This is a genomic window from Streptomyces phaeoluteigriseus, assembly GCF_001896135.2.
Taxonomy (GTDB): domain Bacteria; phylum Actinomycetota; class Actinomycetes; order Streptomycetales; family Streptomycetaceae; genus Streptomyces; species Streptomyces phaeoluteigriseus.
In genome coordinates this window covers 587525-608588 of record NZ_MPOH02000019.1, presented here as the reverse complement: position 1 = coordinate 608588, position 21064 = coordinate 587525, and the positions used below count along the sequence as shown (strand labels likewise).

Genomic DNA, 21064 nt, shown 5'->3' with positions numbered 1-21064 from the left:
GAAGCCGAAGACCGAGGCCTGGTCGCTCTCCATGACGCTGCCGCAGGAGACGACGGGGTTGAGGCTGCACCCGGGGGGCGACGGGCGGGGCGGGTGCGGCCGGCGGGACCGTCGACCGGCTTCAGGCCGCCCACCGGGAGGCCACCGGTGTGACCCTGTACGAGGGCAAGGCGCTCGTCGCGGCGGTCGCCGTCGCCGAGTGGACGGTGCCGACGCTCTCCGTCGGGCTGGCCGTCGTGGGCGTGGCCGTCATGGGCCGCTTCGGGATGATGCTGATCCTCGCCCGCCGGCACCACAGAAAGCGCAACAGACGCCGCTTCAGCTGGGGACCGGACGTCACCCGGCCGGTCAGCGTCATCGTCCCGGCGTACAACGAGAAGGAGTGCATCGCCAACACCCTCGAATCGCTGGCGCGCAGCACCCATCCGATCGAGATCATCATCGTGGACGACGGCTCGACGGACGGCACGTCCGAGATCTCCCGCGAGGCCGCCGGGGCGCTCGGCATGACGAACGTCCGCGTCATCCGCCAGGAGAACTCCGGCAAGCCCGCCGCCCTCAACAACGGCGTCCGCAACGCCAGTCACGACATCGTCGTGATGATGGACGGCGACACCGTCTTCGAGCCCGACACCGTGCGGCAGCTCGTCCAGCCGTTCGCCGACCCGAAGGTCGGCGCGGTCGCCGGCAACGCCAAGGTCGGCAACCGCAACACCATCATCGGCGCCTGGCAGCACATCGAGTACGTGATGGGCTTCAACCTCGACCGCCGCATGTACGACCTGCTGCGCTGCATGCCGACCATCCCCGGCGCGATCGGCGCCTTCCGCAGGGACGCCGTCCTCGAGGTCGGTGGCATGAGCGAGGACACCCTCGCCGAGGACACCGACATCACCATCGCCATGCACCGCGCGGGCTGGAACGTCGTCTACCAGGAGCACGCCCGCGCCTGGACCGAGGCCCCCGGCTCCCTGAAGCAGCTGTGGTCCCAGCGCTACCGCTGGTCCTACGGCACCATGCAGGCCCTCTGGAAGCACCGCAAGTCCCTGACGGACAAGGGGCCTTCGGGACGCTTCGGGCGCGTCGGCATGCCGCTGGTCGTCCTCTTCCAGATCGTCACGCCGGTCTTCGCGCCGCTGATCGACGTGTTCACCGCCTACTCGATGATCTTCATCGACTTCAAGGCGGCCCTGCTGGCCTGGTTCGCGGTCCTGTGCGTCCAGCTCGTCTGCGCCGCGTACGCCTTCCGGCTCGACCGCGAGAAGTACCGCTACCTGTTGATGATGCCGCTCCAGCAGCTCGCCTACCGCCAGATGATGTACCTCGTCCTCATCCACTCCTGCATCACCGCCCTCACCGGCGGTCGCCTGCGCTGGCAGAAACTGAAGAGGACCGGCGAGGTCGGGACCCCGGCCGGGGTGAGCTGAGTGGGGGGCGCACAGCAGGGGCACGGTCCGACGGGCCGCGGTCGCCGCTCCCGCCACCACCGCCACGACGGCCACCGCCACGACGGCCACCGCCACGGCTGCCACCGCCATGACCGCCGGCGCCACCGACAACGCCGCCGGCGCCACCGACAACGCCGCCGGCGACACCGTCCCGTTGCCGGAGGGTTCCGGCCGCGACCGCTACTTCGACAGCCTCCGCGCCCTCGCCCTCATCCGCGTCGTCGCCTACCACACGTTCGGGTGGGCCTGGGCGGGCCTGGTCTTCCCCTCCATGGGCGTCATGTTCGGCCTGGCCGGCACCCTGATGGCCAAGTCCCTGGAACGCCCGGCGCTCGAGGTGGTGCGCGGCCGTCTCCGCCGGCTCCTGCCGCCCTTCTGGTTCTGGGGCGCCTTCGTGGTCGTGGCCATGCTGGTGCACGGCTGGATGCCGGGCCCGCAGATCGTCTGGTGGATCGTGCCGCTGGGCGATCCACCGGGCAACGCCTGGGGCGAGCAGGCCTGGGAGATCCTCTGGTACCTGCGCACCTACCTGTGGTTCGTGCTGCTCTCCCCGCTCCTGCTCCGGCTGTTCCGCCTCGCCCCGATCCCCGTCCTGGTCGGGTCCCTCGCGCCCGTCCTGGTCCTGAACTTCGCCTGGGCGGGCCCGGACAACCGCTTCGGCACCGCCCTGTGGGACCTGTCGACGTACCTGTTCTGCTGGATGCTCGGCTTCGCCCACCGCGACGGCGTGCTCCAGCGCGTCAGGCCGGCCCTGGTGGCCGTCCTCTCCCTCGCCGCCATGGCGTACGGCGGCTGGTGCGCCTTCTCGCAGCGGGCCGGGTACGGCACCTACGACCTGGACGAGAACCCGCTCGCGCAGGCCTTCTGGTCGGCCGGCTTCGTGATGCTGCTGATGTGGGCCAAGGCGTACTTCCGGATCGACTTCGCCTGGCTCACCCGGCTGCGGCGCACGAACCGGCTGGTCACCGTCTTCAACGCGCGCGCGGTGACGATCTACCTCTGGCACGAGATCGCGCTGGTGCTGGCGGTCCCGCTGATCGACCGGTTCTGGGACGTGCCCGCCTTCGAGGCGTACCTTCCGCTGGAGAGCCAGTGGTTCCTGTTCGCCGTGGGCTGGCTGCTGATCGTGGTGTTCGTGCTGCTGTGCGGCTGGGTCGAGGACGTGGCGGCCCGGAGGAAGCCGAGGCTGCTGCCATGACCGGCGACCCCCTGCTGCCACAATGGGCGGGTGACCCGTGCTTCCCTGAACAAGCAGCCCCACGAAGTCGCCTCGATGTTCGACCGCGTGGCGGAACGGTACGACCTCACCAACGACGTCCTCTCCCTCGGCCAGGACCGCAGGTGGCGCAAGGAGGTCGCGCGCGCGGTCGACGCCCGCCCCGCGCAGAAGGTCCTCGACCTGGCCGCCGGTACGGCCACCTCCTCGCTGCCCTTCGCCCGGACCGGCGCCTACGTCGTGCCCTGCGACTTCTCCCTCGGCATGCTCCAGGTGGGCAAGCAGAAGCACCCCTGGCTGCCGCTCACCGCGGGCGACGCGACGAAGCTGCCGTTCAAGGACGACACCTTCGACGCCGTCACGATCTCCTTCGGGCTGCGCAACGTGCAGGACTTCGACACGGCGCTGCGGGAGATGCACCGGGTGACGCGGCCCGGCGGACGGGTCGTGATCTGCGAGTTCTCGCACCCCACCTGGGCGCCGTTCCGGCAGGTCTACACCGAGTACCTGATGCGCGCCCTGCCCCCGGTCGCCCGCGCGGTCTCCTCCAACCCCGACGCGTACGTCTACCTCGCCGAGTCCATCCGCGCCTGGCCCGACCAGCCCGCCCTCGCCGAGCACCTGCGCAAGGCCGGCTGGTCGAAGGTCGCCTGGCGCAACCTGACCGGCGGCGTGGTCACCCTGCACCGGGGCTTCAAGGAGAACTGAGCGAACGGCCGACCGACCCGGCGGGCCGACCCGGCGGGCTGACCCGGCCGACCGACCCGGTCGGCGTCCGTCGTCGTGGCGGCGCGCGGCTACCCGCTGATCGTCTCGAAGGGGCCCTCCGCCGACGGGTCCAGTTCGCGCTGCATCCCGCCTCCGCCCGGCGCCGGCAGCCGAGGTTCGCGGACGCCCGCGCCTCCGCCGCCCCCTCCCTCGGTGAAGTCGAACCACACGGTGACGACGGCCCCGCGCGGCACCTCGACACCGGGCGGCGGGTACTGACGTACGACGTAGTCGACGACGGTGCGGTGGAAGTCGGGCCGGTCGGGCGCGGCCAGCAGTACCCCTTGTGCGATGGCGGCTTCGCGCGCGTCCATGGCCATCAGTCCGACGAGCTTCGGTACGCGCACCTCGGATGTTTTGGGCCGTATGTGCACAGATGTCACCCCCAGCGGTACTGGAAGGGTAACCGCCCGAGGGGGGCGTCCGGAAGCACGATGTGTCTTTCCGTGACAATCCGCTACTCGGTGTCACCAAACCGGAGTTGGGGCTTCTACAGGTCCAGCCGGTAGCAGTGCCCCTCCTGCTCCGACTCCGGGGTGGTGAACACCTCGGTGAGCCGCATGCCGAGCCGCTGCGTGACGGCGATGGACCGGGTGTTGCCCGCCACGACCATGGCCACCACGCTCGGCACGCCCGCCTCCCGGACCCGCTCCAGGGTCATCCGCGCCGCCGCCGTGGCGTACCCCTGGCCCCAGTACTCCCGGCCGAGCCGCCAGCCGATCTCGATCTCACCGGTCGGGCCCCACTCCCGCTCCCAGGGCTGGGCGCCGGTGAAGCCGATGACCCGACCCGACTCGTCGAGCATCGTCCACAGGCAGAACCCGCGCTCGGCGTCGTGCCGGCGCTGGCGGGCGGTGAGTTCCTCGTAGACGGACAGTCCCGCGGAACGGCCGCCGTGGAACTCCATGACATCGGGGTGGTCGAAGATCCGTTGCCACGCCACCGCGTCCTCGTCCGTGGGGACGCGCAGCCGTACTACGGGCAGAACTCGGTTCACGGGGCAGCCCTTCAGCAGGTTGATCAATTCTCCTGAATAGACTGCCCGTGTCCAGTGCCGGTCGGCACGCGATTCCGAACTTGGGGAGAACCCGCCGTGACCGAGCCCCTCTCCGAAAACACCGCCGATGTGATCGTGGTCGGCGCGGGGCCGGCCGGCTCCACCACCGCCTACCACCTCGCCAAGGCCGGGCTCGACGTACTCCTGCTGGAGAAGACCGAGTTCCCGCGCGAGAAGGTCTGCGGCGACGGCCTCACCCCGCGCGCCGTCAAGCAGCTCGTCGCCATGGGGATCGACATCTCCGAGGAGGCCGGCTGGCTGCGCAACAAGGGCCTGCGCATCATCGGCGGCGGTGTCCGCCTCCAGCTGGACTGGCCGGATCTCGCCTCCTTCCCGGACTACGGCCTCGTCCGCAAGCGCGACGACTTCGACGAACAGCTCGCCCGCCAGGCCCAGAAGGCGGGAGCCCGGCTGTACGAGCGCTGCAACGTCGGCGCGCCCATCGTCGACGACCGCACCGGCCGGATCACCGGCGTGCACGCGAAGCTCGGCGAGGAGAAGCGCGAGGTCACCTTCCGGGCCCCGCTCGTCGTCGCCGCCGACGGCAACTCCACCCGCCTCTCCCTGGCGATGGGCCTGCACCGCCGCGAGGACCGCCCGATGGGCGTCGCCGTGCGCACCTACTTCACCAGCCCCCGCCACGAGGACGACTACCTCGAGTCCTGGCTCGAACTCTGGGACCGGCGGGGGCCGGGCGAGGACCGCCTCCTGCCGGGCTACGGCTGGATCTTCGGCATGGGCGACGGCACCTCCAACGTCGGCCTGGGCGTCCTCAACACCTCCGACTCCTTCAAGGAACTCGACTGGCGCGAGGTCCTCAAGGCCTGGTGCGCGTCGATGCCGGAGGACTGGGGCTACACCCCCGACAACATGACGGGCCCGATCCGCGGCGCCGCCCTCCCGATGGCCTTCAACCGCCAGCCCCACTACACGAAGGGCCTGCTGCTCGTCGGCGACGCCGGCGGCCTGGTGAACCCCTTCAACGGCGAGGGCATCGCCTACGCCATGGAGTCCGGCCAGATCGCCGCCGACATCGTCGTCCAGGCCCACGCCCGCTCGACGCCCTCGGGCCGCGAACTGGCCCTCCAGCGCTACCCCCGCGTCCTCAAGGACACCTACGGCGGCTACTACACGCTGGGCCGCGCCTTCGTGAAGCTCATCGGCAACCCGAAGGTCATGAAGATCGCGACCCAGCGCGGCCTGACGCACCCGATGCTGATGAAGTTCACGCTCAAGATGCTCGCCAACCTCACCGACCCCACGGGCGGCGACGCGATGGACCGCATCATCAACGGCCTGAGCAAGGTAGCCCCGAAGGCCTGACCCGTCAGGTGGACGCGGTCCTGCGCTCCCGCGACCTTCGCGGCGTGCTCAGGCGGTGAGCGTCCGCCGCCTGGCGGCCCGGCGGGCGAACACCTCGTCCCGCCGGTCCGCCACCTGCCGCAGCGCGTCCGCGCGCTCCCGCCGGGAGAGCCGGTCCAGGTACACGTGCCCGTTCACATGGTCGGTCTCATGGGCCAGGCAGCGCGCGAAGTACCCCGTGCCCTCGATGAGGAGCGGCTCGCCGTCCTTGTCGAGCCCGCGCACCCGGGCCCGGTCCGGTCGCGGTACGTCCATGACGGCGCCGGGGACGGACAGGCAGCCCTCGCCCTCGTCGAGAAGCCGCCGGTGGGCCGGGTCGAGCGGCTCCAGCACCGGATTGACGATGTGTCCGACATGTCGGACACCGTCCTCGTCCGGGCAGTCGTGGACGAACAGTCGCAGACCGACCCCGACCTGGTTCGCCGCGAGGCCGGCCCCCTCTGCGACGTACATCGTGAGGAACATGTCGTCGATGAGCGCGGCGAGGTCGGGCCCGAACTCGGTCACGTCCCGGCACGGCTTGTGCAGGACCCCCTCACCGGTCTCGGTGATCCGCCGCACCGAGCCGCGCCCGGCCTCGGGCGCGAGCGGGGGATACGAGGCGACGGGGCGTCCTTGGACGAAGACGCTGGGCATGGGTGTCTCTCCTTCAACTCGCGGACGTCCGGTGGGGTTCCACCGGTCGACCCGAGGATGCCAGGAGAGCCGGAAGGGCCGCTGCCCCCGAGCGGCTGCGGCCCTTCGTGATCCGTGCGTCCGGATCGGCGCGTCTCAGAGCACGCGCACCGCGCCCGACGCCGGGTAGCCGGAAAGATCCTGGATCACCACACCCTTGGAGGGGTTGGCCGCGTCGAGGTACTGGCCGTCCCCGATGTAGACGCCCACGTGGTACGCGGAACCCTTGCCGCCCCAGTACAGGATGTCGCCGACCTGGAGATTGGACAGCGACACGTCCGTGCCGACCATCGACTGGTCCTGCGAGACGCGCGGCAGGTCGACGCCGACCTGCTTGAACGCCGCCTGCACCAGGCTGGAGCAGTCCCAGGCGTTGGGGCCGGTGGCGCCCATGACGTAGGCGTCGCCCACCTGGGCCTTGAGGAAGGAGATGACCGTCCCGACGCTGCCGCTGGCCGGAGCGGAGGCGGTCGTCGCGGTGGAGAGGGTGGTCCGCTCCGTGGAACGGGACACGGCGGCCTCAGCGGCGGCCTTGCGGGCCTCCTCGGCCTTCTTCTTCGCCTCCGCCGCCTTCTTGGCGGCGGCGAGGTCCTTCTCGGCCTCCTTGGCGGCCGCGCTGGCGGCCGCGTCGCGCTCGGCCTCCAACTGGTAGTTCGCGGCGGCCTGCTGCGTGGCGTTCGCGGACTGTGTGACCTGTGCGGCCACGTCAGCCGTCAGGACGGGCAGTTCGAGCGTCTGCGTCACCGGCTCGGCGGCGTTGGCCGATCCGGCCGCGGTGGCCACGGCCAGCGAGCCGAGTACACCACTGGCGACTCCGGCCCGCATCGCGATCGTGGACGCGCTGCGGCGGGGTTTCCGGTGGCTGCGTATGTGAGCGGTGTGGGACATGAGTACAACCGGTATCAGGGGGTCCTCCATACCTTCAAGAAACGTGTGCTGCGCCACAATTACTCAATGGGCACCCCGAACACCTGCCGCACCACCCTTTATTGACGCCGTAACGGACATTGCGGACGCAGGTGATCAAGCCCGTGATCATGGCCTTTCGCTGTTACGTCCGGATTGCCCCGTGCCTAGCACTGGTTGAGATCGTTGGCCAAGCCCGGCTCTCCGGCACCGGTCGCGAGTGTGGCAGAGGTCACGGAACGATTAACGGAAGGCCCGCGTCCGACGCGCCCGGCGCGACCGGCCCCGCTCGTGAACGCGTGCACGCGTCCACATCGGCCCTGCGGCTCCCCCTGATGTGTGAACGCGTCCTCTATCAAGGCACCCCGTCCAGCACCAATTTGCATGCGGCGGAATCCTCTTGATATAGAGACGCTGCCTCCGACCTGCGGCGACGCACGTAAATGTCACTTCTTGTGATCACTCTGACGCTTCGCGTACGAAGATCACCGCTGATATGACTTCATGATCCTTCGTCAGGTGGTGGAGATCACAAAGCTTGTGCAATACCCCGTGTCGCAGATCACAGAGCGGCAGGCATAGGATGCGAGGCAGTTGGGCTTGTGACCTGCTTCACATGTTCGCGATCTTCGTTGAGGACGGCGAGGTTCGTGGGGCCTGTGAGGCGGATGTGAGCCCACACCATCGCCAGCAGTCAGTGCCGACTGAGAGGAGCGAGGAGCGGTGAACGCGTATGCGCCCATCCTCGTACTGGGAGCCCTCGGGGCAGGCTTTGCGATCTTCTCCGTGGTCATGGCCACGTTGATCGGGCCGAAGCGGTACAACCGCGCCAAGCTCGAGGCCTACGAGTGCGGTATCGAGCCGACCCCCACGCCGGCCGGCGGCGGGCGCTTCCCCATCAAGTACTACCTGACGGCGATGCTCTTCATCGTCTTCGACATCGAGATCGTCTTCCTCTACCCCTGGGCCGTCACCTTCGACGCCCTGGGGGTTTTCGGGCTCGTGGAGATGCTGCTCTTCGTGCTCACCGTCTTCGTCGCCTACGCCTACGTGTGGCGGCGCGGCGGCCTGGAATGGGACTGAGGGGCCTTTAAGCCATGGGACTCGAAGAAAAGCTGCCGAGCGGATTCCTGCTGACCACCGTCGAACAGGCCGCGGGCTGGGTGCGCAAGTCGTCCGTCTTCCCCGCCACGTTCGGCCTGGCCTGCTGCGCCATCGAGATGATGACCACCGGCGCCGGCCGCTACGACCTGGCGCGCTTCGGCATGGAGGTCTTCCGCGGTTCGCCCCGCCAGGCGGACCTGATGATCGTGGCCGGCCGGGTCAGCCAGAAGATGGCGCCGGTGCTGCGGCAGGTCTACGACCAGATGCCGAACCCCAAGTGGGTGATCTCCATGGGGGTGTGCGCCTCCTCGGGCGGCATGTTCAACAACTACGCGATCGTCCAGGGCGTGGACCACATCGTCCCCGTCGACATCTATCTCCCCGGCTGCCCGCCGCGCCCCGAGATGCTGATGGACGCGATCCTCAAGCTCCACCACAAGATCCAGAACACCAAGCTGGGCGTGAACGCCGAGGAGGCGGCCCGCGAGGCCGAGGAAGCGGCGCTCAAGGCCCTGCCCTTGATCGAGATGAAGGGGCTGCTGCGGTGAGCGACGCCAACGGCACCGGCACCGGGGCCGAGGGAACCAACCCGGAGAAGGACCTCTCCGCCTCCAACCTCCCCGGCCAGCGCGGCCAGGGCGGCGAGGAGATCCGCGTCCAGCGAGGCATGTTCGGCGCCGCCGACGGCGGCGACACCTCCGGCTACGGCGGCCTGGTCCGCTCGGTACGCCTCCCCGGCCCGACCACCCGCCCCTACGGCGGCTGGTTCGACGAGGTCGCCGACGAACTCGAGGGCGCGCTGGAGGAGCAGGGCCTCCTCCCCGGCAACGCGATCGAGAAGACGGTCGTCGACCGCGACGAACTCACCTTCCACATCGAACGCGAACACCTCGTCCGCGTCGCCCGCACCCTGCGCGACGACCCGGCCCTGCGGTTCGAGCTGTGTACGGGAGTGAGCGGCGTCCACTACCCGCACGACAAGGGCCGCGAGCTGCACGCCGTCTACCACCTGCGCTCGATCACCCACAACAGGCTGATCCGGCTCGAGGTCAGCGCCCCGGACTCCGACCGGCACATCCCCTCCCTGGTCTCCGTCTATCCGACGAACGACTGGCACGAGCGAGAGACCTACGACTTCTTCGGGCTCGTCTTCGACGGTCACCCGGCGCTGACGCGGATCATGATGCCGGACGACTGGCAGGGCCACCCGCAGCGCAAGGACTACCCCCTCGGCGGCATCCCCGTCGAATACAAGGGCGCCCAGATCCCGGCTCCGGACCAGCGGAGGTCGTACTCGTGAGCACTCCCCACCCGTCGCCCGGCCACCACCCCTCATCGAGTCCCTCCGGGACCACCTCCTCGATGGCATCGGCACGCGAGACCACCGAGGGCGCCGTCTACACGGTCACCGGTGGCGACTGGGACGAGGTCGTCCAGTCCGCGGTCCGCGCCGACGACGAGCGCATCGTCGTCAACATGGGGCCCCAGCACCCCTCCACCCACGGTGTGCTCCGCCTGATCCTGGAGATCGACGGCGAGACGGTCACCGAGGCCCGCTGCGGCATCGGCTACCTGCACACCGGCATCGAGAAGAACCTCGAGTTCCGTACGTGGACACAGGGCACCACCTTCGTGACGCGCATGGACTACCTGACGTCCTTCTTCAACGAGACCGCCTACTGCCTCGGCGTCGAGAAACTCCTCGGCATCGAGGACCAGATCACCGAGCGGGCCAAGATCATCCGGGTGCTCCTGATGGAGCTGAACCGGATGTCCTCCCACCTGGTGTGCATCGCCACCGGCGGCATGGAACTCGGCGCGACCACGATCATGATCTACGGATTCCGTGATCGTGAACTGATTCTCGACATCTACGAACTCATCACCGGCCTGCGGATGAACCACGCGTACATCCGCCCCGGCGGACTCGCCCAGGACCTGCCGCCCGGTGCGGTGGACCAGATCCGCGAGTTCGTGAAGAAGATGAAGAGGAACCTCCCGGAGTACGACAAGCTCGCCACCGGGAATCCCATCTTCAAGGCCCGCATGCAGGACATCGGCTACCTCGACCTGGCCGGCTGCATGGCCCTCGGCGCCACCGGGCCGGTGCTGCGCGCCACCGGCCTGCCGCACGACCTGCGCAAGAGCCAGCCCTACTGCGACTACGACACGTACGACTTCGACGTCCCGACCGCCGACTCCTGCGACGCCTACGGACGCTTCCTGATCCGCCTGGAGGAGATGCGCCAGTCGGTTCGGATCGTCGAGCAGTGCCTGGACCGGCTCCAGCCCGGCCCGGTCATGGTCGCCGACAAGAAGATCGCCTGGCCCGCCCAGCTCGCCCTGGGCCCCGACGGCCTCGGCAACTCCCTCGACCACATCAAGAAGATCATGGGTACCTCCATGGAGGCCCTGATCCACCACTTCAAGCTGGTCACCGAGGGCTTCCGGGTCCCGCCGGGACAGGCGTACGCGGCCGTCGAATCCCCCAAGGGCGAACTCGGGGTGCACGCCGTGTCCGACGGCGGCACCCGCCCCTACCGGGTCCACTTCCGCGACCCGTCCTTCACCAACCTTCAGGCCATGGCGGCGATGTGCGAAGGCGGCCAGCTCGCCGACGTGATCGTCGCCGTGGCGTCCATCGACCCCGTGATGGGAGGCGTCGACCGGTGACCACCTCTTCTTCGGAGCGGGGCGTCAGCCTGGGCATGCCCCAGCTGCCCGCACCCGCCTACCCGGACGACGTCCGAGCCCGGCTGGAGGCGGACGCGCGCGAGATCATCGCCCGCTACCCCGACTCCCGCTCCGCGCTCCTGCCGTTGCTGCACCTCGTGCAGTCGGAGGAGGGACATGTCACGCGCACCGGGATGCAGTTCTGCGCGGACGTACTGGACCTGACCACCGCCGAGGTCACCGCGTCGCGACCTTCTACACCATGTACCGGCGCCGGCCGAGCGGTGACTACCAGGTGGGCGTCTGCACCAACACCCTCTGCGCGGTGATGGGCGGCGACGCCATCTTCGAGGCGCTCCAGGACCACCTCGGCCTCGGCAACGGCGAGACCACCGACGACGGCAAGGTCACCCTGGAGCACATCGAGTGCAACGCGGCCTGCGACTACGCGCCGGTCGTGATGGTCAACTGGGAGTTCTTCGACAACCAGACCGTGCAGAGCGCGAAGCGCCTGGTGGACGACCTGCGCGACGGCCGTACCGTCTCGCCCACGCGCGGGGCGCCGCTGTGCACCTTCAAGGAGACCGCCCGGATCCTGGCGGGCTTCCCCGACGAGCGCGAGGGCGCCGTCGACGCGGGCGGCAGCGCGGGACCGGCGTCGCTGGTGGGTCTTCGCCTGGCAAGGGGAGAGACCGCACCCGCGCGCGTGGTCCATCCACGCGACGGCGGACCGCAGGACGCGCCGCAGGACCGGGCCGTGCACGACCCGTCCCCGAACGAGCACCTCAGTTCGCATGACGCGCCGCAGGACACGTCGGCCTCCGACCCGGCTCACCCGGCAGGGCCTACCGCCGAGGAGGGGGAGTGATGACCTTGGCAGCCGAACTGAAGGACACGGGCCCCGAGAAACTGCTCGCACCCGTGCTGTCGGCCTTCTGGGACGAGGACAGGTCCTGGACGCTGGACGTGTACCGAAGGCACGAGGGCTACGAGGGTCTCCGCAAGGCGCTCGCCATGTCGCCGGACGACCTGATCGCGTACGTCAAGGAATCCGGTCTGCGTGGCCGCGGTGGCGCGGGATTCCCCACGGGAATGAAATGGCAGTTCATTCCCCAGGGGGATGGAAAACCGCACTATCTAGTTGTCAACGCCGACGAGTCGGAGCCGGGAACCTGCAAGGACATCCCGCTCCTCTTCGCGAACCCGCACAGCCTCATCGAGGGCATTGTGATCGCGTGTTATGCCATCAGGTCGTCTCATGCGTTCATCTATCTGCGTGGTGAGGTCGTCCCTGTTCTGCGACGGTTGCACGAGGCCGTGCGCGAGGCCTACGCGGCGGGCTACCTCGGCGAGAACATCCTGGGCAGCGGACTCGACCTCGAACTCACCGTGCACGCGGGTGCGGGCGCGTACATCTGCGGTGAGGAGACCGCGCTGCTGGACTCGCTCGAAGGCCGCCGTGGACAACCGCGGCTGCGTCCTCCTTTCCCTGCCGTCGCGGGCCTCTATGCGTGCCCGACTGTGGTGAACAACGTCGAGTCGATCGCGTCGGTTCCCGCCATTCTGCAGAACGGCAAGGAATGGTTCAGGTCGATGGGCAGTGAGAAGTCCCCGGGCTTCACGCTCTACTCGCTCAGCGGCCATGTCGCCAGCCCCGGCCAGTACGAGGCCCCCCTCGGCATCACCCTCCGTCAGCTCCTCGAGATGAGCGGCGGCATGCGACCGGGCCACCGCCTCAAGTTCTGGACTCCGGGCGGCTCCTCGACACCGATGTTCACCGACGAGCACCTCGACGTCCCCCTCGACTACGAAGGAGTGGGGGCGGCGGGTTCCATGCTCGGCACGAAAGCACTCCAGTGCTTCGATGAGACGACCTGCGTCGTGCGTGCCGTCACCCGCTGGACCGAGTTCTACGCCCACGAGTCCTGCGGCAAGTGCACACCCTGCCGCGAAGGCACCTACTGGCTGGTGCAACTGCTGCGGGACATCGAGGCAGGCAAGGGCGCCATGTCCGACCTCGACAAGCTCAACGACATCGCCGACAACATCAACGGCAAGTCCTTCTGCGCCCTCGGCGACGGTGCCGCCTCGCCGATCTTCTCCTCGCTCAAGCACTTCCGCGAGGAGTACGAGCAGCACATCACGGGCCGCGGCTGCCCCTTCGACCCGGCCAAGTCGACGGCCTGGGCCGACCGCACGGAGGTGAACGCATGACGGTGACCACGAGCGCTCCCTCCGGGGGCGGCGAGGCGGCTCTCCCGCCGGAGGATCTCGTGTCGCTGACCATCGACGGCGCGGAGATCAGCGTGCCCAAGGGCACTCTGGTCATCCGGGCCGCCGAGCAGCTCGGCATCGAGATCCCGCGCTTCTGCGACCACCCGCTCCTCGACCCGGCCGGCGCCTGCCGCCAGTGCATCGTCGAGGTCGAGGGCCAGCGCAAGCCGATGGCGTCCTGCACCATCACGTGCACGGACGGGATGGTGGTGAAGACCCACCTCACCTCCCCGGTGGCCGAGAAGGCGCAGCACGGTGTGATGGAGCTGCTCCTCATCAACCACCCGCTGGACTGCCCGGTCTGCGACAAGGGCGGCGAGTGCCCCCTGCAGAACCAGGCCATGTCGCACGGCAACGCCGAGTCCCGCTTCGAGGGTCGCAAGCGGACCTACGAGAAGCCCGTCCCGATCTCCACGCAGGTACTGCTCGACCGTGAGCGGTGCGTGCTGTGCGCCCGGTGCACCCGGTTCTCCAACCAGGTCGCGGGCGACCCGATGATCGAGCTGATCGAGCGGGGCGCGCTCCAGCAGGTCGGCATCGGTCAGGGCGACCCCTTCCAGTCGTACTTCTCCGGGAACACCATCCAGATCTGCCCGGTCGGCGCGCTCACCTCGGCGGCCTACCGGTTCCGCTCGCGGCCCTTCGACCTGATCTCCTCGCCGTCCGTCTGCGAGCACTGCTCGGGCGGCTGCGCGACGCGCACGGACCACCGGCGCGGCAAGGTCATGCGGCGCCTCGCCGCGGACGACCCCGAGGTCAACGAGGAGTGGATCTGCGACAAGGGGCGGTTCGGGTTCCGGTACGCGCAGCAGCGCGACCGGCTCGACACCCCGCTCGTGCGCAACGCCGAGGGCGACCTCGAACCGGCCTCCTGGCCGGAGGCGCTGCAGATCGCGGCCCAGGGACTGCTCGCCTCGCGCGGCAGGACCGGCGTCCTGACCGGTGGCCGCCTCACCATCGAGGACGCCTACGCGTACAGCAAGTTCGCGCGCGTGGCGCTCGGCACCAACGACATCGACTTCCGCGCGCGCGTGCACAGCAGCGAGGAGGCCGACTTCCTGGCGTCCAGGGTGGCGGGTCGCGGCCGTGACCTCGACGGCAGCGGCATCACGTACACGACGCTGGAGAAGGCGCCCGCCGTCCTGCTCGTCGGGTTCGAGGCCGAGGAGGAGGCGCCCGGCGTCTTCCTGCGGCTGCGCAAGGCCTGGCGCAAGCACGGCCAGAAGGTGTTCTCGCTGGCCACGCACGCCACGCGCGGCCTGGAGAAGGCGGGCGGCACGCTGCTGCCGGCCGCTCCGGGCACCGAGACCGAGTGGCTGGACGCACTGTCCAGCGGGGTCGGCCTGGAGGACGAGCCGGGCAGCCGGGCCGCCGAGGCGCTGCGCGCCGGGGGTGCGGTGATCGTCGTCGGTGAGCGGCTCGCCGCCGTCGCGGGCGGTCTGACCGCCGTCGTGCGGGCGGCCACCGCCACCGGGGCGGAACTGGTGTGGATTCCGCGCCGGGCGGGGGAGCGGGGCGCCATCGAGGCGGGCGCGCTGCCGACGCTGCTGCCGGGCGGGCGGCCGGCCACCGACCCGCGCGCGCGGGACGAGGTCGCGGCCGCCTGGGGCGTCGCCGAACTCCCGCTGCGCCACGGCCGGGACACGGGGCAGATCATCGATGCCGCCGCGGGCGGTGAGCTTCAGGCACTGCTCGTCGCCGGGGTGGAGGTCGCCGACCTGCCCGACCCGGCGCGCGCGCGTGAGGCGCTCGCCGAGGCCGGCTTCGTGGTGTCGCTGGAGCTGCGGCCCGGCGAGGTCACCGCCCACGCCGACGTCGTACTGCCCGTCGCCGCGGTCGCCGAGAAGGCGGGCGCGTTCCTCAACTGGGAGGGCAGGGTGCGCTTCTTCGAGGCCGCGCTCAAGCCCGACCAGATGACGCGCCGCCTGGCACCGGCCGACGCGCGCGTGCTCCAGATGCTGGCCGACGCCATGGACGTCCATCTGGGCCTGCCCGACCTGCGCACCGTGCGCGCCGAGCTGGACCGGCTCGGTGCCTGGGACGGGTCGCGGGCCACCGCACCGCTGGACACCGCCGGCGCCCTGCCGCGCCCCGCCGCCGGTGAGGCGTGCTCGCCGGGCACCGTCTGCTGCTCGACCAGGGCCTCCTCCAGCAGGGTGACGAAGCGCTCGCCGGGACCCGGCACGCCGCCCACGCGCGCGTGTCCGCCGCCACGGCCGCCGAAGCCGGGGTCAGGGACGGCGACGCACTCGCCGTGACCGGCGCCGCCGGAACGGTCGAGCTGCCGGTCGAGATCACCGAGATGCCCGACCGGGTGGTGTGGCTGCCGCTCAACTCCACCGGCGGGGGCGTCGCCTCCGACGCCGGGGCCCGGCCCGGCTCCCTCGTCCGCATCGGCCCGGCGACGCCCGCCGCCGACGTCCCCAAGGAGGGAGAGGCATGAGCCCGTACCTCGCCGCTGAGGACCTCTCGATGTTCGGCCACGACCCCTGGTGGCTGGTCGTCATCAAGGCGGTGTTCTGCTTCGCCTTCCTGATGCTGACCGTGCTGTTCTCCATCGTCTGGGAGCGCAAGGTCGTCGCCTGGATGCAACTGCGCATCGGCCCCAACCGGCACGGCCCCTGGGGCATGCTCCAGTCGCTCGCCGACGGCATCAAGCTGATGCTCAAGGAAGACCTCATCGTCAAACGCGCCGACAAGGTCGTGTACGTCCTCGCACCGGTCGTCGCCGCCATCCCGGCCTTCATGGCGATCGCCGTGATCCCCTTCGGACCGGCCGGCAACGAGATCTCGATCTTCGGCCAGCGCACCACGATGCAGCTCACCGACCTGCCGATCGCGATGCTCTACATCCTCGCGGTCGCCTCGGTCGGCATCTACGGCATCGTCCTGGCGGGCTGGAGTTCGGGATCCACCTACCCGCTGCTGGGCGGCCTGCGTTCCTGCGCGCAGATGATCTCGTACGAGATCGCGATGGGCGCCGCGTTCGCCTCGGTGTTCCTCTACTCCGGGTCGATGTCGACGTCGACGATCGTCGAGCAGCAGCAGGACCGCTGGTACATCCTCCTGCTGCCGGTCTCCTTCATCCTCTACATCGTCACGATGGTCGGCGAGACCAACCGCGCCCCCTTCGACATGCCGGAGTCCGAGGGCGACCTGGTCGGCGGCTTCAACACCGAGTACTCGTCGATCAAGTTCGCGATGTTCATGCTCGCCGAGTACGTGAACATGGTGACGGTCTCGGCCGTGGCGACCACGCTCTTCCTCGGTGGCTGGCGGGCTCCCTGGCCGGTCAGCACCTTCTGGGAGGGCGCGAACCACGGCTGGTGGCCCATGCTCTGGTTCGTCGTCAAGGTGCAGTTGCTGCTGTTCTTCTTCATCTGGCTGCGCGGCACGCTGCCCCGGGTCCGCTACGACCAGCTGATGAAGCTCGGCTGGAAGGTCCTCATCCCGGTCTCGGTGACCTGGCTGATGCTCGTCGCGACCGTGCGGACCCTGCGCAACGAGAACTACGACTTCGCCGACATCGCCCTCTACGTCGGCGGCGGTGTCCTGGTCCTGCTGCTGCTCTCCTTCATCGCGGACATGTTCCGCGACCGCGGCAAGGAGGAGCAGGCCCCGGCGGAGCCCGCCGAATTCGACCCGATGGCGGGCGGATTCCCCGTACCGCCGATGCCGGGACAGGAGCTGCCGCCGGTGCCCAGGCGCCCCTCGCGCCGGGAGCGGGAGCTGATTGTCAGTGGTGGGCCCGATACTCAGAGTGACGGATCGCTGGATGGAAAGGAGGCGTCCGATGGCTGAGGAGCCCAAGGAGACCAAACCCGGTTTCCAGAACCCGGTAGCCGGCTTCGGCGTGACCTTCAAGGCCATGTTCAAGAAGCGGCTCACCGAGCAGTATCCCGAGCAGGAGAAGACCACCGCTCCGCGGTTCCACGGACGGCACCAGCTCAACCGCCATCCGGACGGCCTGGAGAAGTGCGTCGGCTGCGAGCTGTGCGCCTGGGCCTGCCCCGCCGACGCGATCTACGTCGAGGGAGCGGACAACACCGAGGAGGAGCGTTACTCGCCGGGCGAGCGGTACGGGCGCGTCTACCAGATCAACTACGCCCGCTGCATCCTGTGCGGCCTGTGCATCGAGGCGTGCCCCACGCGCGCGTTGACGATGACCAACGAGTTCGAACTGGCCGACAGCAGCCGCGCCAACCTGATCTTCACCAAGGAGCAGTTGCTCGCCGGCCTGGACGAGGGCATGGTCGACGCCCCGCACGCCATCTACCCCGGCATGGACGAACAGGACTACTACCGGGGCCTGGTGACCGAGGCCGCGCCCGGCACGGAGCGGCAGGTCGCCCTCACCAAGGGCGAGGTTCCGCAGGAGGCCGCCTCCACGTTCGGCGAGGACGAGCCCGCCGCCGGGGAGGTGATCGGCCGATGAGCGCACAGCTCGCCGCCTACTCCACCTCCACCGGCGAGGCGTTCCAGTTCTGGGTGCTGGGCACCGTCGCGGTGATCGGCGCCCTGTGCACCGTCTTCATGAAGAGGGCCGTGCACAGCGCGCTCTGCCTCGCCGGAACCATGATCATCCTCGCGGTGTTCTACCTCGCCAACGGCGCCTACTTCCTGGGCGTCGTGCAGATCGTCGTCTACACCGGCGCGATCATGATGCTGTTCCTGTTCGTGGTGATGCTCGTCGGTGTCACCGCCGCGGACTCCCTGACGGAGACCATCAAGGGCCAGCGCTGGCTGGCCCTCGTCTGCGGCCTCGGCTTCGGGATCCTGCTGGTCGCCGGCATCGGCAACGCCTCCCTGACGGAGTTCGGCGGCCTCGCCGAGGCAACGCGGGCGGCAATGTGGAGGGCCTCGCGGCCCTCATCTTCACCAAGTACGTCTTCGCCTTCGAGATCACCGGCGCCCTGCTCATCACGGCCGCCGTCGGCGCCATGGTGCTCACCCACCGCGAGCGCACCGAGCGGGCGCTGACGCAACGTGAGATGTCCGAGCAGCGCGTCCGCGAGGGCGTCCACCTGCCGCCGCTGCCGGCGCCCGGCGTGTACGCGCGGCACAACGCCGTGGACATCGCCGGCCTGCTGCCCGACGGCACCCCGTCGGAACTCACCGTCAGCAAGACGCTGCGGGAACGCGGCCAGATCCGGGACGTGTCCGCCGAGGCGCTCAACGACCTCAAGGCGCTGGAGCAGCGCGCAGAGGAGCGCCTGGACCGCACCCCGATCGAGCCGCCTCCCTTCAAGCGGGCCGAGGAGGCGTCGAAGTGAACCCCGTCAACTACCTCTATCTCGCCGCCCTGCTGTTCACGATCGGCGCGACGGGCGTCCTGGTCAGGCGCAACGCGATCGTCGTGTTCATGTGCATCGAGCTGATGCTCAACGCGTGCAATCTCGCGCTCGTCGCCTTCTCCCGCATGCACGGCAATCTCGACGGGCAGATCATCGCCTTCTTCACGATGGTCGTCGCCGCAGCGGAGGTCGTGGTGGGACTCGCGATCATCGTGTCGCTGTTCCGTTCCCGCCACTCGGCCTCGGTCGACGACGCCAGCCTGATGAAGCTGTAAGGGGTCGGAAGAATCGTGGAGAACCTGATCGCGCTGCTGATCGCGGCGCCCCTGCTCGGAGCGGCCGTCCTCCTGGTCGGTGGCCGGCGGCTCGATGCCGTCGGCCACTGGCTCGGCACCCTGTTCGCGGCCGTCTCCTTCGTGATCGGCCTGGTCCTCTTCGCCGACCTGCTCGGCAAGGACGCCGAAGACCGGACGCTCACGCAACACCTGTTCAGCTGGATCCCGGTGGAGGGCTTCCAGGCGGACGTCGCCTTCCACCTCGACCAGTTGTCGATGACGTTCGTGCTGCTGATCACGGGCGTCGGCTCGCTGATCCACCTGTACTCGATGGGGTACATGGAGCACGACGAGCGCCGCCGCCGCTTCTTCGGCTACCTGAACCTGTTCCTGGCGGCGATGCTCCTCCTGGTCCTCGCCGACAACTACCTGCTGCTGTACGTCGGCTGGGAGGGCGTCGGTCTCGCCTCCTACCTGCTGATCGGCTTCTGGCAGCACAAGCCCAGCGCCGCCACCGCCGCGAAGAAGGCCTTCCTGGTCAACCGCGTCGGCGACGTGGGCCTGTCGATCGCCATCATGCTGATGTTCACCACCTTCGGCACCTTCGCCTTCGGCCCCCTCCTCGGCACGCACGAGGAGCCGGGAGTCGTCACAGGCGCTTCCGAGGCCACGCTCACCGGCATCGCCCTGATGCTGCTGCTCGCGGCCTGCGGCAAGTCCGCCCAGGTGCCGTTGCAGTCCTGGCTCGGGGACGCCATGGAAGGCCCGACCCCCGTCTCGGCCCTCATCCACGCGGCCACGATGGTGACCGCGGGCGTCTACCTGATCGTCCGCTCGGCCGCGATCTTCAACCTGGCGCCCGACGCACAGCTCGTCGTCACCGTCGTCGGCGCCGTCACGCTCCTGTTCGGTGCGATCGTCGGTTGCGCGAAGGACGACATCAAGAAGGCCCTGGCCGGTTCGACCATGTCGCAGATCGGCTACATGGTGCTGGCCGCCGGCCTCGGCCCCATCGGCTACGTCTTCGCGATCATGCACCTCGTGACGCACGGCTTCTTCAAGGCGGGCCTGTTCCTCGGCGCCGGCTCCGTCATGCACGGCATGAACGACGAGGTCGACATGCGCAAGTACGGCGGCCTGCGCAAGTACATGCCGGTCACGTTCATCACCTTCGGCCTCGGCTACCTCGCCATCATCGGCTTCCCCGGTCTGTCCGGCTTCTTCTCCAAGGACAAGATCATCGAGGCGGCCTTCGCCAAGGGCGGCACCGAGGGCTGGATCCTCGGCGGCTGCGCGCTGCTGGGCGCGGCCATCACGGCGTACTACATGACGCGCGTGATGCTGATGACGTTCTTCGGCGAGGAGCGTTGGAAGAACCAACCCACCCGCTCCCCGGAGGCACCGAGCGCCGAGCCCGCCGCCGCGCAGGGTGGCGCGGCCGCATCCGGTCATGCCGCCGCCGCGACGGGGGAACCGCACCCGCACGAGTCCCCGAAGTCCATGACGATCCCGATGATCGTGCTGGCCTTCGGATCGGTCTTCGCGGGCGGGTTCTTCAGCATCGGCGACCGGTTCCTGCACTGGCTGGAGCCCGTCACGGGCCACAGCCACGGGCACCCCCCGGTCAGCGCCCTGACCGTCACCCTGGCCACCATGGTGGTCCTGGTGATCGGCGTCGCCGTCGCCTACGTCCAGTACGGCCGCCGCCCCGTCCCGGTCGTCGCCCCACGCGGGTCCCTGCTCACCAGGGCCGCCCGGCGCGACCTCCTCCAGGACGACTTCAACCACGTCGTCCTGGTCCGCGGCGGCGAGCACCTCACGCGGTCCCTGGTGTACGTCGACCACACCCTGGTCGACGGCGTCGTCAACGGCACGGCGGCCTCGGTCGGCGGTCTCTCCGGGCGCATGCGCAAGCTCCAGAACGGCTACGCGCGGTCCTACGCGGTCTCGATGTTCGGAGGTGTGGCGATCCTCATCGCCGCGACCCTGCTGATGAGGGCGGTCTGATACCG

The 21064-nt window shown here is 69.5% G+C and carries 16 protein-coding genes and 5 pseudogenes; 16 read left to right on the top strand and 5 right to left on the bottom strand.

Features of this window, described 5'->3' with window-relative positions:
* Positions 1-75, bottom strand: a pseudogene (locus BM536_RS44470) (vitamin K epoxide reductase family protein); the annotation flags it as partial.
* Positions 76-107: 32 nt separating this feature from the next.
* Between BM536_RS44470 and BM536_RS32430 the strand changes: the two are divergent.
* The 3 genes and pseudogenes from BM536_RS32430 to BM536_RS32420 form a co-directional block, all read left to right on the top strand.
* Positions 108-1427 (top strand): annotated as a pseudogene (locus BM536_RS32430) (glycosyltransferase family 2 protein); the annotation flags it as partial.
* Between the two features lie 109 nt (positions 1428-1536).
* The gene (locus BM536_RS32425) at positions 1537-2646 is read left to right on the top strand and encodes an acyltransferase family protein (RefSeq protein WP_094103810.1); all 1110 of its coding nucleotides are present in this window, start codon (positions 1537-1539) and stop codon (positions 2644-2646) included.
* Between the two features lie 30 nt (positions 2647-2676).
* Positions 2677-3372 carry a demethylmenaquinone methyltransferase gene (locus BM536_RS32420; RefSeq protein ID WP_073493917.1) on the top strand — a complete coding sequence of 232 codons (696 nt, stop codon included), beginning with the start codon at positions 2677-2679 and terminating at the stop codon, positions 3370-3372.
* Between the two features lie 89 nt (positions 3373-3461).
* On the opposite strand, the gene BM536_RS32415 is transcribed toward BM536_RS32420, so the two are convergent.
* Both BM536_RS32415 and BM536_RS32410 read right to left on the bottom strand, forming a co-directional pair.
* Positions 3462-3779 carry a PASTA domain-containing protein gene (locus BM536_RS32415; RefSeq protein ID WP_079275030.1) on the bottom strand — a complete coding sequence of 106 codons (318 nt, stop codon included), beginning with the start codon at positions 3777-3779 and terminating at the stop codon, positions 3462-3464.
* Between the two features lie 143 nt (positions 3780-3922).
* Entirely contained in the window at positions 3923-4429 is a 507-nt protein-coding gene (locus tag BM536_RS32410) for a GNAT family N-acetyltransferase (protein ID WP_094103920.1), read from the bottom strand.
* Between the two features lie 96 nt (positions 4430-4525).
* On the opposite strand from BM536_RS32410, the gene BM536_RS32405 reads away from it, so the two are divergent.
* A complete protein-coding gene (locus tag BM536_RS32405) occupies positions 4526-5812 on the top strand; it encodes a geranylgeranyl reductase family protein (RefSeq protein ID WP_073493912.1) in 1287 nt (428 codons plus the stop codon).
* Between the two features lie 48 nt (positions 5813-5860).
* Here BM536_RS32405 and def read toward each other — a convergent pair whose 3' ends face one another.
* Together def and BM536_RS32395 are read right to left on the bottom strand one after the other, a co-directional pair.
* A complete protein-coding gene (gene def / locus BM536_RS32400) occupies positions 5861-6487 on the bottom strand; it encodes a peptide deformylase (RefSeq protein WP_073493910.1) in 627 nt (208 codons plus the stop codon).
* Positions 6488-6622: 135 nt separating this feature from the next.
* On the bottom strand, positions 6623-7444 hold the full coding sequence (locus BM536_RS32395; protein WP_073493909.1) for a C40 family peptidase: 822 nt from the start codon (positions 7442-7444) through the stop codon (positions 6623-6625).
* 711 nt (positions 7445-8155) lie between these two features.
* Here BM536_RS32395 and BM536_RS32390 point away from each other — a divergent pair.
* From BM536_RS32390 to nuoL, 12 genes and pseudogenes are all read left to right on the top strand, one after another.
* Complete coding sequence (locus tag BM536_RS32390; RefSeq protein ID WP_007383963.1) at positions 8156-8515, top strand: NADH-quinone oxidoreductase subunit A; 360 nt, start codon at positions 8156-8158, stop codon at positions 8513-8515.
* Between the two features lie 14 nt (positions 8516-8529).
* Positions 8530-9084, top strand: coding sequence for a NuoB/complex I 20 kDa subunit family protein (locus BM536_RS32385; protein ID WP_073493907.1), 555 nt, complete (start codon positions 8530-8532; stop codon positions 9082-9084).
* Positions 9081-9836 (top strand): NADH-quinone oxidoreductase subunit C, encoded by a 756-nt coding sequence (locus BM536_RS32380; RefSeq protein WP_094103809.1) that lies wholly within the window; start codon positions 9081-9083, stop codon positions 9834-9836. The genes BM536_RS32385 and BM536_RS32380 overlap by 4 nt, the downstream gene beginning before the upstream one ends.
* A 62-nt stretch (positions 9837-9898) precedes the next feature.
* Positions 9899-11209 carry an NADH-quinone oxidoreductase subunit D gene (locus BM536_RS32375; RefSeq protein WP_073493905.1) on the top strand — a complete coding sequence of 437 codons (1311 nt, stop codon included), beginning with the start codon at positions 9899-9901 and terminating at the stop codon, positions 11207-11209.
* A pseudogene (gene nuoE, locus BM536_RS32370) lies at positions 11206-12077 on the top strand (NADH-quinone oxidoreductase subunit NuoE). Before BM536_RS32375 ends, nuoE begins: the two are co-directional and overlap by 4 nt.
* Positions 12074-13423, top strand: a complete 1350-nt coding sequence (gene nuoF, locus BM536_RS32365; RefSeq protein ID WP_211362989.1) for an NADH-quinone oxidoreductase subunit NuoF — start codon at positions 12074-12076, stop codon at positions 13421-13423. The pseudogene nuoE and the gene nuoF overlap by 4 nt, the downstream one beginning before the upstream one ends.
* Positions 13420-15926 (top strand): annotated as a pseudogene (locus BM536_RS32360) (NADH-quinone oxidoreductase subunit G). Before nuoF ends, BM536_RS32360 begins: the two are co-directional and overlap by 4 nt.
* Complete coding sequence (gene nuoH / locus BM536_RS32355) at positions 15923-17284, top strand: NADH-quinone oxidoreductase subunit NuoH (RefSeq protein ID WP_073493900.1); 1362 nt, start codon at positions 15923-15925, stop codon at positions 17282-17284. The pseudogene BM536_RS32360 and the gene nuoH overlap by 4 nt, the downstream one beginning before the upstream one ends.
* Positions 17277-17918 carry an NADH-quinone oxidoreductase subunit NuoI gene (nuoI, locus tag BM536_RS32350; RefSeq protein WP_073493898.1) on the top strand — a complete coding sequence of 214 codons (642 nt, stop codon included), beginning with the start codon at positions 17277-17279 and terminating at the stop codon, positions 17916-17918. The genes nuoH and nuoI overlap by 8 nt, the downstream gene beginning before the upstream one ends.
* Positions 17915-18756 (top strand): annotated as a pseudogene (locus tag BM536_RS32345) (NADH-quinone oxidoreductase subunit J). Before nuoI ends, BM536_RS32345 begins: the two are co-directional and overlap by 4 nt.
* Positions 18753-19052 carry an NADH-quinone oxidoreductase subunit NuoK gene (gene nuoK / locus BM536_RS32340; RefSeq protein WP_073493895.1) on the top strand — a complete coding sequence of 100 codons (300 nt, stop codon included), beginning with the start codon at positions 18753-18755 and terminating at the stop codon, positions 19050-19052. Before BM536_RS32345 ends, nuoK begins: the two are co-directional and overlap by 4 nt.
* A 15-nt stretch (positions 19053-19067) precedes the next feature.
* Positions 19068-21059: an NADH-quinone oxidoreductase subunit L gene (gene nuoL / locus BM536_RS32335; protein ID WP_073493893.1), complete on the top strand. Its 1992-nt coding sequence runs from the start codon at positions 19068-19070 to the stop codon at positions 21057-21059.
* Positions 21060-21064: the final 5 nt, after the last annotated feature.